This is a genomic window from Thermomonas sp. (assembly GCF_023953935.1).
In the GTDB taxonomy this organism is placed as follows: domain Bacteria; phylum Pseudomonadota; class Gammaproteobacteria; order Xanthomonadales; family Xanthomonadaceae; genus Thermomonas.
In genome coordinates, this window is sequence record NZ_JAMLIW010000008.1 from 59,937 (window position 1) to 72,959 (window position 13,023).

Genomic DNA, 13,023 nt, shown 5'->3' on the forward strand with positions numbered 1-13,023 from the left:
TGAAATCAGGCTGGCTTGGGCTTGCGACAGCCAGCCACGCTTGAGCTCCGCGCGGAGAGCCGACGCCACCCACAGCCGCCTTGACCCCGACACGGCGCCGGGTATAATTCATCGCTAAATCGCGATGGAAAGATATATGGACCTCGAAGGCTGGTCTGCCCATCTCAAGGTGTTTGCCGACGCCACCCGGGTGCGGCTGCTGTCGCTGCTGGAGCGCGAGGAACTGACCGTGGCCGAACTGTCGGCAATCACCCAGCTGGCACAGCCGCGGGTGTCCACCCATCTTGCCCGGCTCAAGGAGGCCGGGCTGGTGCGCGATCGCCGCGCCGGCGTCTCCGCCTATTATCGCTTCGACGAAGCCGGTCTGGACGCCGCGCAGCGCGCTTTGTGGCACTCGATCCGCAGCGGCAGCAACGACCCACTGCTGGATCAGGACGCTGCCCGCGTCACCGGGGTGCTGGCCAGTCGCGCCGCCGACCAGAACTGGGCCGACAGCGTGGCCGGCGACATGGAGCGTCATTACTCGCCGGGCCGTACCTGGGAAGCGATGGCGCGCACCGTCATTCCGCTGCTGTGGCCGGGTGACGTGCTCGATATCGCCTCCGGCGACGGGGTGCTGGCCGAGCTGCTGGCGCCGCATTCCGGGCGCTATGTCTGCATCGATTCCAATCCACGCGTGGTGGCGGCCGCGAGTGAACGCCTGCGCCGGTTCGCCAATGTCGACGTGCGCGCTGGCGACATGCACGCGCTGCCGTTCGACGACGAAAGTTTCGATCTGGTCGTGCTGATGCAGGCCCTGACCTATGCCGCCAAACCGGCTCAAGCGGTGGCCGAGGCCGCCCGGGTACTGCGTCATGGCGGACGACTGTTGCTGTCCAGCCTGGACCGCCACGGGCATCGCAACGTCGCCGAGGCCTACGGTCACGTGAACCTCGGTTTCAGCGCGCGCGAGCTGCGCAAATTCGCCGAGAAGGCCGGCTTGCAAGTGGCCAACCTCGAGCCCGTCACCCGCGAACGACGGCCGCCGCATTTCGAAGTGATTTCGCTGACCGGGGTGAAACCCTGATGCCCCGCTCGCCTGCCGCCTTGCTGCAACCAGATCTGGACCTGACCGCATGACCCTTGCATGGAAACACCCGGCGCGCGTCGCCGCGCTGGACGCCGCACTGGCCCGACGCATCCTGATCCTTGATGGTGCAATGGGCACGATGATCCAGCGCGAAGGGCTGGAGGAAGCCGACTACCGTGGCAAACGCTTCGCCCAAGGCTATGACGCCCTGTTCGCTCCCACCGGTCACCTGCACGGCCCCGGCTGCGGCTGCGAGGGCAGCGACCAGCGCGGCAACAACGACCTGCTCAGCCTGACCCGCCCCGCGCTGATTTCCGGCATCCACCGCCAGTATCTCGACGCCGGTGCCGACCTGGTCGAGACCAACACGTTCAATTCAACTTCGATCTCACTGGCTGACTACCGTTTGCAGCACCTGGTGCGCGAACTCAACCGCGAAAGCGCCCGCTTGGCACGGGCCGAATGCGACGCGGTTGAAGCGCTCAACCCGGCGCGGCCGCGCTTCGTGGTCGGCGTGCTGGGGCCCACCAGTCGCACCGCCTCGCTGTCGCCGGACGTCAATCGCCCAGGCTTCCGCGCGGTCAGCTTCGATGATCTTGCCGCGGCCTACCGCGAATCGGCGCGCGGCCTTATCGAAGGCGGCGCCGACATCCTGATGGTCGAGACCGTGTTCGACACCTTGAACGCCAAGGCCGCGCTGTTCGCCATCGGCGACGTGTTCGAGGAATCCGGCGGGCGGCTGCCGGTGATCGTCTCGGGCACGATTACCGATGCGTCCGGGCGCACCCTGTCCGGCCAGACCGCGGAAGCGTTCTGGTACTCGCTGCGGCACTTCCCGCTGCTGGCGATCGGTCTGAACTGCGCGCTCGGCGCGCACGAATTGCGCCAGCACATCGCCGTGCTCGCGCAGGTGGCCGACGCGCCGGTGAGCTGCCATCCCAATGCCGGCCTGCCCAACGCTTTCGGCGGCTACGACGAAACCCCGGAAAGCATGGCCGAGCAGTTGCGCGAATTCGCACAAAGCGGCCTGCTCAACATCGTCGGCGGCTGCTGTGGCACCACCCCTGAACACATCCACGCGATCGCCGACGCGGTCGCCGGGCTGCCGCCCCGCGTGCTGCCGCAGCTGGAGGATGCCGCATGAGCAGCTTTCTGCACCGCTACACCCGCCTGTCCGGGCTGGAACCGCTGATCCTCAGCCCGGAAGCGAACTTCATCAACATCGGCGAACGCACCAATGTGACGGGCAGCGCCCAGTTCAAGAAACTGATCGTCGAAAACCGCTACGACGAAGCGGTGGCGGTGGCCCGTCAGCAGGTCGAAAGCGGCGCGCGGGTGATCGACATCAACATGGACGACGGCCTGCTCGACGCCGAAAAGGCCATGGTCGAATTCCTCAATCTGATCGCGGCCGAGCCGGACATCGCCAAGGTGCCGGTGATGATCGATTCGTCGAAGTGGACGGTGATCGAGGCTGGCTTGAAGTGCCTGCAGGGCAAGGGCATCGTCAACTCCATTTCGATGAAGGAAGGCGAGGTCGAATTCCTGCGCCAGGCGCGGCTGGTGCGCCGCTACGGCGCGGCGGTGGTGGTGATGGCCTTCGACGAGGAAGGTCAGGCCGGCACCGCCCAGCGCAAGGTCGAAATCTGCGCGCGCGCCTTCGACCTGCTCACCCGCGAGGTCGGCTTTCCGCCCGAAGACATCATCTTCGACCCCAACTGCTTCGCGATCGCCACCGGCATCGAGGAACACGACGACTACGCGGTCGCCTTCATCGAGGCCACCCGCGAACTGCGCCGGCGTTTCCCGTTCAGCCACGTCTCCGGCGGCGTCTCCAACATCAGCTTTTCCTTCCGCGGCAACGAAGCGGTGCGCCAGGCGATCCACGTGGTGTTCCTCTACCACGCGATCCAGGCCGGCATGGACATGGGCATCGTCAATGCCGGCGCGCTGCCGATCTACGACAGCCTCGAACCCGAGCTGCGCGAACGGGTCGAAGACGTGGTGCTCAACCGGCGTCCGGATTCCACCGAACGGCTGCTGGAAATCGCCGACAACTACCGCCGCAAGAAAGGCGAAAAGAAGGTCGAAGACCTCGCCTGGCGCCAGCTGCCGGTCGCGCAGCGACTCTCGCACGCACTGGTCCACGGCATCGATGCCTTCGTCACCGAGGACACCGAAGAGGCGCGCCTGCAGGCAACCCGCCCGCTGGACGTGATCGAAGGCCCGCTGATGGACGGCATGAACGTGGTCGGCGATCTGTTCGGCGCGGGCAAGATGTTCCTGCCGCAGGTCGTCAAATCCGCGCGGGTGATGAAAAAAGCGGTGGCCTGGCTGTTGCCCTACATCGAAGCCGAGAAAGCGCGCAGCGGCGACGCCCCCAAATCCAACGGCAAGATCGTGATGGCCACGGTCAAGGGCGATGTCCACGACATCGGCAAGAACATCGTCGGGGTGGTGCTGGCCTGCAACAACTTCGAGGTGATCGACCTTGGCGTGATGGTGCCGGCGCAGAAGATCCTCGATACCGCGCGCGCCGAGCACGCCGACATGATCGGCGTCTCCGGCCTGATCACGCCCTCGCTGGAGGAGATGACCCACGTTGCCCGCGAAATGAAGCAGCAGGGGTTCACCACCCCGCTGCTGATCGGCGGCGCCACCACCTCGCGCGCGCACACCGCGCTGAAGATTTCACCGAACTACGAAGCACACACGATCTGGATCAAGGACGCTTCGCGCGCGGTCGGCGTGGCGCAGTCGCTGATGTCGGTCGAACAGCGCGATGAGGTGCTCAAGGCCGCCAACGACGACTACATCGAAATCCGCGAACGCCACCGCGTGCGCGGCAACCCACACAAGCTGGTGACGCTGGCGCATGCGCGCGAGCGCGGCTTCAAATGCGATTGGGCCGCCTACACGCCACCGCCACCGCGGCAGCCGGGCCTGCACGTTTTCGATGATTACCCGCTGACCGAGCTGGTGGCCTGCATCGACTGGACGCCGTTCTTCAACGCCTGGGAGCTGTCGGGGAAATATCCGGCAATCCTCACCGACGCGGTGGTCGGTGCCCAGGCCAGCGATCTGTACGCCGACGCACGCGCGATGCTCGACCGCATCGTCAAGGAGAAATGGCTGCAGGCCAAGGCGGTGTGCGGCTTCTGGCCGGCCAACCGCATCGGCGATGACGACCTGGCACTGACCCTGGCCGCACCCTGGGGCGCCGGCGTGGACGCAGCGGGCAGCGGGCAGCACCGGTATTTCGAAGGCCACTACCCCGACCCGGACGCAATCCAGATGCTGCGCTGTCTGCGCCAGCAGGCCGACAAGCCGGTCGAACGCCCGAACCTGTGCCTCGCGGACTACATTGCCCCGAAAGCGTCGGGCAAGCAGGACTGGATCGGCGCGTTCACCGTCACCGCCGGTCTGGGCATCGAACCGCACCTGGAACGCCTGCGCGGGGAACACGACGATTACAGCGTCATCTTGCTCAAGGCGCTGGCCGACCGGCTCGCCGAAGCCTTTGCCGAACGCCTGCACCAGCGCGTGCGCAAGGAGCTGTGGGGCTACGCCGCCGACGAAGACCTCGACAACGACGCCCTGATCGCCGAAGCCTACCGCGGCATCCGCCCGGCGCCGGGCTACCCAGCCTGCCCCGAGCACAGCGAGAAGCGCGTCATCTTCGACCTGCTCGGCTCGACCGCGCGCGCCGGCGTCACCCTCACCGACCACTTCGCCATGTACCCGGCGTCCAGCGTCTCGGGCCTGTACTTCAGCCATCCCGACAGCAAGTATTTCGTGGTCGGACGGGTCACCAAGGACCAGGTGGCCGACTACGCCAAGCGCAAGGGCGTGGACCTGAAGCAGGCCGAGCGCTGGCTGTCATTCAACCTGGATTACGATCCGGAGTGAGGTAGCGCCGCTTCCCCGTCGAACCTACGGTTTGGGAGGCCCATCTCCGCATTGGGGATTGGTCTCGTGTGCCGGAGGTGGCAGTCCGGGGCGAGTGTCCTTGAGCGCGAATGTCCTCCGACGTCGACCTGCGGCCGACGTCTCCCCCTTTATTTCGCGCCCAAGGACACTCGCCCCGGACTGCCTGCACATGCAGAGGCGACGGAACCAGCGAGTTTCCGGAATACGGCAAATGCCGTTGGGGCAAAGTCAAGGCGAAACCCCGCCTCACCAGACCAGATCGTCCGGCACCTGGTACTGCGGATCGGCATACGGGTCATCCGCGACCGGCGCGTTCGGATCCACCTTCAGCGCCACCGCCGGCGCGAAGATGGCCTCGGCTTGCACCAGCGTGTCGGCGTCCACCAGCAGATAGCGCCCGTTGAGCTGCACCACGCCAAGCGCGCCGGTGTTGAGCGCCTTGAGCTGGTCGGCATTGACGTGGATGCGCTTGATCTTGCCGCCGTAGTCGAAGTGGCGGACGTGATCGGCATCGGCGACGTTCAGGGCCTTGTCTATCAGAAACGCTTCCAGCCTGGCACGCGCTTCGCGGCGCAGCCTGGCTTCTTCCTGCTTGAGGCGCTCGGCCTCGATGCGTTCGTCCTTGTCCTGCTGCGCGCGGATCGCGTAGGCCTTGGCGAGATCGATGTCGCCCTGTGGTTTCGGCGGGCGTGGAGGCCGGGGCCTGCCCGCCTGCGACGGCTTGCCACGGCCCGTCGCTTCCGTGTTCGGGCGATGGGGTTGCGGGCGCTCGCGTGCCGCCGGCTTCGCGGGCGACGGCGGCTTCGGTGCGGACTTGAATCCCAGTCCCAACAGCTGGTCGCGCAGGGAATTGCTCATTGCGTTGCGGCGGCTCAGTAATGCGGTGGCGGTGGTTCGCTGGCGGCATCGCCGGTGACCGGACTGGCCGCCAGCGCACTGCGCAATAGTCGCAGGTCCTCCAGCGCGCGGTGCAGCAGCAGCGCATTGCGCGACTCCGCGTCACGCGCGGCGGCCAGCGCATCGCCGAGTTCCTGCAAGGCCTGCTCCTGGAAGGTCAGGCGGGTTTCCAGATCGATCAGGCGCTGGTCGAGATCGGCCACGCTCAGGCCCTGCGCACCGAGCGCCCGCGCCCGATGCCGTAGTAGGCGAGGCCCGCGGCTTCGACGTCGGTGGGTTCGTACAGGTTGCGACCATCGAACAGCACAGCATCGGTCAGCGACTGCTTCAGCGCGGCGAAATCGGGGCTGCGGAACTGCTTCCACTCGGTGATCACGACGAGCGCGTCGGCCGCCTCCAACGTCTCCGCCGAGGAGTCGCACAGGGCAAGATCGGCGCGCTCGCCATACAGCCGCTTCGCCTCAGCCAGTGCCTCGGGGTCGAACGCCCGCACCTTGGCACCGGCATCCCAGAGGTGATCCAGCAGGCGCCGGCTCGAGGCCTCGCGCATGTCATCGGTATCCGGCTTGAAGGCCAGGCCCCACAGCGCTACGGTCTTGCCGCGCAGAGCGCTGACGCTGCCGTAATGCCGCACCATCAATTCGAACAGATGGCTCTTCTGGGCGTCGTTGACCGCTTCCACCGCATCCAGCAGGCGCGTGCGCACGCCGTGCTGCAGGGCGGTCTTGGCCAGCGCCTGCACGTCCTTGGGGAAGCAGGAGCCGCCGTAGCCGGCACCGGGGTAGATGAAGCGCCAGCCGATGCGCGGATCCGAACCGATCCCCTTGCGCACCAGCTCGACGTCGGCGCCAACTTCCTCGGCGATCCGGGAAATTTCGTTCATGAAGCTGATCTTGGTCGCCAGCATCGCGTTGGCGGCGTACTTGGTCAGCTCCGCCGAACGCACGTCCATCGCCACGATCCGTTCGTGATTGCGATTGAACGGCGCGTAGAGCCGCTTCATGGTTTCGAGCGCGGCGCTGCTGTCGGTGCCGATCACGATCCGGTCCGGGCGCAGGCAATCATCGACCGCCGCGCCTTCCTTCAGGAACTCGGGATTGGAGACCACGTCGAAGGCGATCCGTGCACCGCGCGCGGCCAGCGCTTCGGCGATCTTCGCGGCGACCTTGTCGGCGGTGCCGACCGGCACGGTGGACTTGTCGACCACCACCGCCGGCCGCTGCAGGTGCTGGCCAATGGTCGCGGCGACGGCCAGCACGTATTTGAGATCCGCACTGCCGTCCTCGTCCGGCGGCGTGCCGACCGCGATGAAGAGGATTTCGCCATGCGCTATCCCGGCGGCGGCATCGGTGGAAAACCGCAGCCGGCCTTCGGCGCGGTTGCTGGCCACCATCGGCGCCAGTCCGGGTTCGAAGATCGGCACGACCCCGCGGTTGAGTGCTTCGACCTTGGCCGCGTCCACGTCGATGCACAGCACCTCGTGGCCCACCTCGGACAGACAAGTCCCCGTCACCAGACCGACGTAGCCGGTGCCGAAAATGCAGACGCGCATGGAATTCGAATCCTTCCGGTTGGATCGGAGCCGATCGAGTCAACTCCGTTGCAGCGACCGAATCCGCCGCGCATCGCAAGACGCGCGGCGGACGGTGCCAGGCTCAGTGTGCCGGCGCTGGTGCCGGTGCCGCCTCGGGTGCCGGCGCCGCGTTCGGCGCCCCCGGCGGGCGCTTGACCACATCCAGCAGTTCGACCTCGAACACCAGGACCTGGTTCGGTCCGATCGGCGGGCCGGCCTCTTCGCCATAGGCCAGGCGCGAGGGGATCCAGAACCGGAACTTGCTGCCCACCGGCATCAGCTGCAGGCCTTCCGACCAGCCCGGAATCACGCCGGACAGCGGCATCACCGCCGGCTCGCCGCGATCATAGGAACTGTCGAACTTGGTGCCATCCAGCAAGGTACCGACATAGTTGACCTTGACGCCATCGGCCGCGCCCGGCTTGGGACCGGTGCCCGGGGTCAGGATCTGGTACTGCAGGCCCGACGCGGTCGTCACCACGCCCGGTTTCTTGCCGTTTTCGGCCAGGAACTTCTCGCCCTTCTCCAGATTGGCGCGCTGCGCCGCCATCATCTCCGCCATCTGCTTGGCCTGCATCTTCTGGCCGAAGGCCTGCATGATCTGCTGGGCCTGGGCTTCGGTCAGTTGCGCCTGGCCACCGCTGAGCTGGGTCTTGAGCGCCCGGATCAGGGTATCGACGTCGATTTCATCCTTGATTTCAGTGAGCTGCTTGCCCATCGCCATGCCGATCGTGTAGCTGACCTGGTCCTTCTCCGTGGGCAGGCCCGGGTATTGGGTGGCCGCAGCGGCATTGCCGGCCTGGGCACCGTTCGTGCCCGTGTCGACGGGCTTGTTGGCGGCCTTGCAGGCGGTGAGCGCCACCAGCAGGGATGCGGTCAGTGCGGTGGTGCGAAGAATCGGGTTCATCGGTCAGTGGCTCCGGGGGACAGGATGGGCCCGGCCGCAGGTGCCGGGAGAAGAAGCTGAAGAAGAAGCTGAAAAGGAGGCAGTTTGACTCATTCGACGCCCAGCAGTTCCACGTCGAACACCAAAGTCGCGTTGGGCGGGATCCTTGGCGGCGCACCGGCCGGGCCATAGCCCAGCTGCGCGGGAATCCAGAGTCGGTATTTCGCACCCACCGGCATCAGGCCCAGGCCTTCGGTCCAGCCCGGGATGACCTGATTCAGACCGAATTCCGCCGGTTCGCCGCGATCGTAGGAGCTGTCGAACTTGGTGCCATCGAGCAAGCTGCCGACATAGTGGACCCGAACCCGCTGGTCGGGCCGCGGGCGCACGCCGTTGCCCTGCTGCAGCACCTTGTATTGCAGGCCGCTGCGGGTAACGAACACGCCGGCCTGCTTGCGGTTCTCGGCCAGAAAGGCCTGTTCGCGCTCCTGCGCCGAAGCCTGTTCCGTCTGCCGCGCCGCAGTGACGCGCGCGGCCAATGCGGCACGCACGCGGGCAAGCTCCGTGGCATCCAGCGCCGCGGGGATGCTGGAATCCGCACCATCGTGCAGGCCGCGCAGGAACATCGGCAGGTCGAATTCACCGCGCAGATGGGCCAGCGAGCGACCCACGTTGGTGCCCACCACCAGCCCGGTCTTGACCCGATCCACCGCCACCGCCGGCTTGCCGGAAGTGCGTGCGCCGATGCTGGCCAGCAGCGTGCGCAGCGCTGCCCGCGCTTCTTCTTCCGGCACCAGCGGCGCGCCGCCAGCCATCGCGTTTTCCATCCCGCGCGTGAACGCGGCCTGGTCCAGATCCTGGAGGCCCGGGCCAATCGCGCGTCCCGCATCCAGGCCCACCATGTAGCCGACCTTGTCGCGTTCGCTCACTGGTGCGGTACTTTGCGCCCAGGCCGCGCCGGCAATCAGCACGACCGCGAGCAGCGCACCCAGCGCGCGCGGAATGAGGTTCATCCAATGATCTCCACAGGCGGCTCGGGCGCCTGGCCCGGAACCGCCATTGTCCTTGCTGGAGCGGCTGCGGGCAATCCTTGGCCACCTCTCGCCCGTTCCCGTGCGCATGGGCCACCGGATCCGGCGTTGCGTTTCGGTCCCGCCTCTCGATGAGTCGATCCGCTGCATAGGCCATCAGTTGGGTCTGGGGCGCTTGACGGCCACAATTGTAGTGTTATACTTGCCTACAACACCGAGCTCAACGCCGTGGAGCGACCGCGATGACGATCAAGCAATTCTTCCGACCCGCCCTGGCGGCCACGGCCGTCGGCCTGCTGCTGGTGACCTTGAACGCCCTGGGCTCTGATCCGGGATCCGGGTCCGACGCCAGCTCCGACCTGCCCACGGCAGCGGGCGCGGCTGCCAGCGACATCCGCCCCGACGGCGATCCGCCACGGCGGCTGTCCACGCACCGGCTGCGGCACTCCCTGCGGATGCCGTTCTTCTCCTTCCAGCCTCTGGGGTAAGCCATGACCAGCGTCGAATGGAGCGATGGTGCTCCGATCTATCGGCAACTCAAGGAGCGCGTCGTGGCGATGATGCTCGACGGCCTGCTCAAGCCCGGCGATGCCCTGCCCTCGGTACGGCAAGTGGCGGCCGAATATCAGCTCAACCCGATCACCGTTTCGCGCGCCTATCAGGAACTGGTCGATGACAGCCTCGTCGAAAAGCGCCGCGGGCTGGGCATGTACGTCACCGATGGCGCCACCAAGCGCCTGCGCTCGAGCGAGCGCGAACGCTTTTTGAACGACGAATGGCCACAGATCCTGGAGCGCATCCAGCGCCTCGGCCTGGACGCCAAGGAACTTCTTGATCCCAATGGCAAGTGGGGGCCGAAATGAGTACCAGCACGGACACCAGCGTCATCGCGGCCCGCGGGCTGCGCAAGGCGTACAAGAACACCCTCGCCCTCGATGGCGCCGATTTCTCGATCCCCGCCGGCCGCATCGTCGGCCTGATCGGCCCCAACGGCGCCGGCAAGACCACGGCGCTCAAGGCCATCCTCGGTCTGACCCAATTCGAGGGCGATTTGCGGGTGTTGGGCAAGGACCCCCGCAGCCAGCGCGACGCGCTGATGCAGGATGTCAGCTTCATCGCCGACGTCGCCGTTCTGCCGCGCTGGATCACGGTGACCCAGGTCATCGAATTCGTGGCCGGGGTCCATCCGCGCTTCAACCCGGCGCGCTGCCATGCACTCCTCCAGGGCACCCAGCTCAAGCCGAAGATGCGGGTGCGGGAAATGTCCAAGGGCATGATCGTGCAGCTGCACCTGGCGCTGGTGATGGCCATCGACGCCCGCCTGCTGGTGCTCGACGAGCCCACGCTGGGACTGGACATCCTCTACCGCAAGCAGTTCTACCAGCGCCTGCTGGAAGACTATTTCGACGAGGAAAAGACCATCCTCATCACCACCCACCAGGTCGAGGAAATCGAGCACATCCTCACCGACGTGATGTTCATCCAGCAAGGCAAGGTCGTGCTCAACGCCAGCATGGACACGCTGGGCGAACGCTACGTCGAGGTGCTGGTGAACGCCGACCGGCTGGACGCCGCGCGCGCACTCAAACCCATCGACGAACGTGCCCTGCCGTTCGGCAAGACCGTAATGCTTTACGACGGCGCCAGCCCCGACCAGCTTTCCGGTTTGGGCGAAACCCGCACGCCGGGCCTGGCCGACCTGTTCGTCGCCACCATGAAAGGGACCTACGCATGAACGCCATCGTTGAATCCGCGCCGACCGTCAAGGCCACCGCCCACCCCACCCACAAGCTCAAGCTGTTGCTCAAGCGCGAGTACTGGGAGCATCGCGGCGGCTTTTTCTGGGGGCCGCTGGTGGCCGGCATCATCACGGTGCTGATGCATCTGATCGGCCTGGTCATCGCCGAAGTCCTGCTGCGCCAGGCGCTTGCCGGCAGCGGCAGCGCCGGCGGCGGGAAGTTCGTGATCAACGGCCTGGACCTGAACAGCATCAGCGCGCAGATGTCACCGGCCGAACAGCAACATCTGGTCGACCTGCTCGGCATCGGCGCGTTCAGTGCCATGTTCTGGCCGATGGCGGTGCTGGGCTTCGTGGTCTTTTTCTACTGCCTTGGCGCCCTCTACGACGACCGCAAGGATCGCAGCGTGCTGTTCTGGAAGTCGCTGCCGGTGTCCGACCGTGACACCGTCCTGTCCAAGTTGCTGGCCGCGCTGGTGCTGGCCCCGGTGCTGGCCACCGGCATTGCAATCGTCGCCATGATCGCGCAGATGCTGATTACCAGCGTGTTCATCCTGATCCACCACGGCAATCCGCTGGCCCTGGTCTGGAGCCCGCGGGTGCTGCTCGGCAACGTCGGGATCGTGCTGGCCGCGCTGCCGCTGTACGCCCTGTGGGCGCTGCCCAGCGCCGGCTGGCTGCTGCTGTGCTCGGCCTGGGCCAAGACCAAGCCGTTCCTGTGGGCGATTGCATTGCCGGTGGTGGCCGGCGGCGTCCTCAGCTGGCTGGACTACGGCAGCAGCTTCGACCTGCACAGCAAATGGTTCTGGAAGAACGTGGTGGCGCACCTGCTGGGCGGCGTGTTCCCCGCGTCCTGGGCCAGCGCGATGAATCCGGCCATGTTCCGGGGTGCGGCAGCGGGGGAGATGGGCTACGCCGGCATCCTGCAAGCCATGTCCAGCGTCCTTTCATCGCCGCAGCTGTGGCTCGGCGCCGGCGTCGGCATCGCCATGATCACCGCCGCCATCCGCCTGCGCCGCTGGCGCGACGAAGGCTGACCCTTCCCCGCCGACCCGGAGACTGCAATGAATGTCATTCGCCCCATGGCCCTTGCCCTGCTCGCCTCGGTATCTCTGGCCGCCTGTAGCCGACCAACGCCAGCACCGGCACCGGCAACGCCCCCCGTGGCATCGCCGACCCCGACCGCAGCCCCGGCTCCGGCCACCCAGCCCGCGGTCGGCAGCGTGCCGGCTCAGGCCAGCAGCGATTCGGGCCTCGGCGTGATCGGCCAGCAGGTCGATCAGGCCTTCGCCCAGGCCAGCCGCACCATGCGTTCGTCCAATATCAGCCTCAACAACGGCTTCGATATCCAGGTGGGCGGCAAGCAGATCAACGGCCGCGCCGGCGGCCTGCCCAAGGCGGAAATCACGCCCGCGGGCGACCTGTTGATCGACGGCAAGCCGGTTGCGATCACGCCGGCCCAGCGCCAGCAATTGCTGGCCTACCGGGAGCGGGTGTTTGCCGTGGCCGATGCCGGGATGAACGTCGGCGCGCGCGGGGTGGACATCGCCGGCAGCGCGGTGCTCGGGATTCCGGGCCTGATCTTCGGTGGCGACAATGCGCGCCAGGCCTACGAGGCGCGCATGAAGGCCGAAGGCGAGAAGATCGAAGCCGCGGCGCGCGGGTTGTGCGAACTGTTGCCACCGATGCACGCCAGCCAGCAGCAACTGGCCGCCTCCCTGCCCGCGTTCCGGCCCTATGCCACGATGACGCAGGTCGATGTCGACGAGTGCATCAAGGACTCGAAGGTGGGATCGGTCGATTCCCGCACCGGCTTGGGCCGTGTGGACAACGAGGGCAGCACCGACTGATCAGAGCGACGGCGCACGCGGCGCGGCCTCGACCTCGCACGAGCTTCCC

At 66.7% G+C, this 13,023-nt stretch carries 13 protein-coding genes; 8 read left to right on the top strand and 5 right to left on the bottom strand.

What is annotated here, in order from left to right:
• Positions 1–136 precede the first annotated feature (136 nt).
• From M9902_RS09815 to metH, 3 genes are read left to right on the top strand one after another with little or no spacing between them, the layout of a single operon-like run.
• Positions 137–1,066 carry a metalloregulator ArsR/SmtB family transcription factor gene (locus M9902_RS09815; RefSeq protein WP_297222763.1) on the top strand — a complete coding sequence of 310 codons (930 nt, stop codon included), beginning with the start codon at positions 137–139 and terminating at the stop codon, positions 1,064–1,066.
• 49 nt (positions 1,067–1,115) lie between these two features.
• Positions 1,116–2,213 carry a homocysteine S-methyltransferase family protein gene (locus M9902_RS09820; RefSeq protein ID WP_297222644.1) on the top strand — a complete coding sequence of 366 codons (1,098 nt, stop codon included), beginning with the start codon at positions 1,116–1,118 and terminating at the stop codon, positions 2,211–2,213.
• Positions 2,210–4,978, top strand: a complete 2,769-nt coding sequence (gene metH / locus M9902_RS09825; RefSeq protein WP_297222646.1) for a methionine synthase — start codon at positions 2,210–2,212, stop codon at positions 4,976–4,978. Before M9902_RS09820 ends, metH begins: the two co-directional genes overlap by 4 nt.
• A 267-nt stretch (positions 4,979–5,245) precedes the next feature.
• Here metH and M9902_RS09830 read toward each other — a convergent pair whose 3' ends face one another.
• The 5 genes from M9902_RS09830 to M9902_RS09850 form a co-directional block, all read right to left on the bottom strand.
• Complete coding sequence (locus M9902_RS09830) at positions 5,246–5,857, bottom strand: DUF2058 family protein (RefSeq protein ID WP_297222648.1); 612 nt, start codon at positions 5,855–5,857, stop codon at positions 5,246–5,248.
• Between the two features lie 14 nt (positions 5,858–5,871).
• Positions 5,872–6,099 carry a SlyX family protein gene (locus M9902_RS09835; protein ID WP_297222650.1) on the bottom strand — a complete coding sequence of 76 codons (228 nt, stop codon included), beginning with the start codon at positions 6,097–6,099 and terminating at the stop codon, positions 5,872–5,874.
• Between the two features lie 2 nt (positions 6,100–6,101).
• On the bottom strand, positions 6,102–7,448 hold the full coding sequence (locus M9902_RS09840) for a UDP-glucose/GDP-mannose dehydrogenase family protein (protein WP_297222652.1): 1,347 nt from the start codon (positions 7,446–7,448) through the stop codon (positions 6,102–6,104).
• Between the two features lie 103 nt (positions 7,449–7,551).
• Complete coding sequence (locus M9902_RS09845; protein ID WP_297222654.1) at positions 7,552–8,376, bottom strand: FKBP-type peptidyl-prolyl cis-trans isomerase; 825 nt, start codon at positions 8,374–8,376, stop codon at positions 7,552–7,554.
• A gap of 89 nt (positions 8,377–8,465) precedes the next feature.
• The gene (locus tag M9902_RS09850) at positions 8,466–9,368 is read right to left on the bottom strand and encodes an FKBP-type peptidyl-prolyl cis-trans isomerase (RefSeq protein WP_297222656.1); all 903 of its coding nucleotides are present in this window, start codon (positions 9,366–9,368) and stop codon (positions 8,466–8,468) included.
• A gap of 260 nt (positions 9,369–9,628) precedes the next feature.
• Here M9902_RS09850 and M9902_RS09855 point away from each other — a divergent pair, with 260 nt between their 5' ends.
• The 5 genes from M9902_RS09855 to M9902_RS09875 all read left to right on the top strand — a co-directional run bounded on the left by M9902_RS09855 (position 9,629) and on the right by M9902_RS09875 (position 12,974).
• Entirely contained in the window at positions 9,629–9,874 is a 246-nt protein-coding gene (locus M9902_RS09855) for a hypothetical protein (RefSeq protein ID WP_297222658.1), read from the top strand.
• A 3-nt stretch (positions 9,875–9,877) separates the two neighbouring features.
• The gene (locus M9902_RS09860) at positions 9,878–10,249 is read left to right on the top strand and encodes a GntR family transcriptional regulator (protein ID WP_297174003.1); all 372 of its coding nucleotides are present in this window, start codon (positions 9,878–9,880) and stop codon (positions 10,247–10,249) included.
• Positions 10,246–11,121 (top strand): ABC transporter ATP-binding protein, encoded by an 876-nt coding sequence (locus M9902_RS09865; RefSeq protein WP_297174000.1) that lies wholly within the window; start codon positions 10,246–10,248, stop codon positions 11,119–11,121. The genes M9902_RS09860 and M9902_RS09865 overlap by 4 nt, the downstream gene beginning before the upstream one ends.
• The gene (locus M9902_RS09870; protein WP_297173997.1) at positions 11,118–12,161 is read left to right on the top strand and encodes an ABC-2 transporter permease; all 1,044 of its coding nucleotides are present in this window, start codon (positions 11,118–11,120) and stop codon (positions 12,159–12,161) included. The genes M9902_RS09865 and M9902_RS09870 overlap by 4 nt, the downstream gene beginning before the upstream one ends.
• Positions 12,162–12,287: 126 nt before the next feature.
• The gene (locus M9902_RS09875; protein ID WP_297222661.1) at positions 12,288–12,974 is read left to right on the top strand and encodes a hypothetical protein; all 687 of its coding nucleotides are present in this window, start codon (positions 12,288–12,290) and stop codon (positions 12,972–12,974) included.
• Positions 12,975–13,023: the final 49 nt, after the last annotated feature.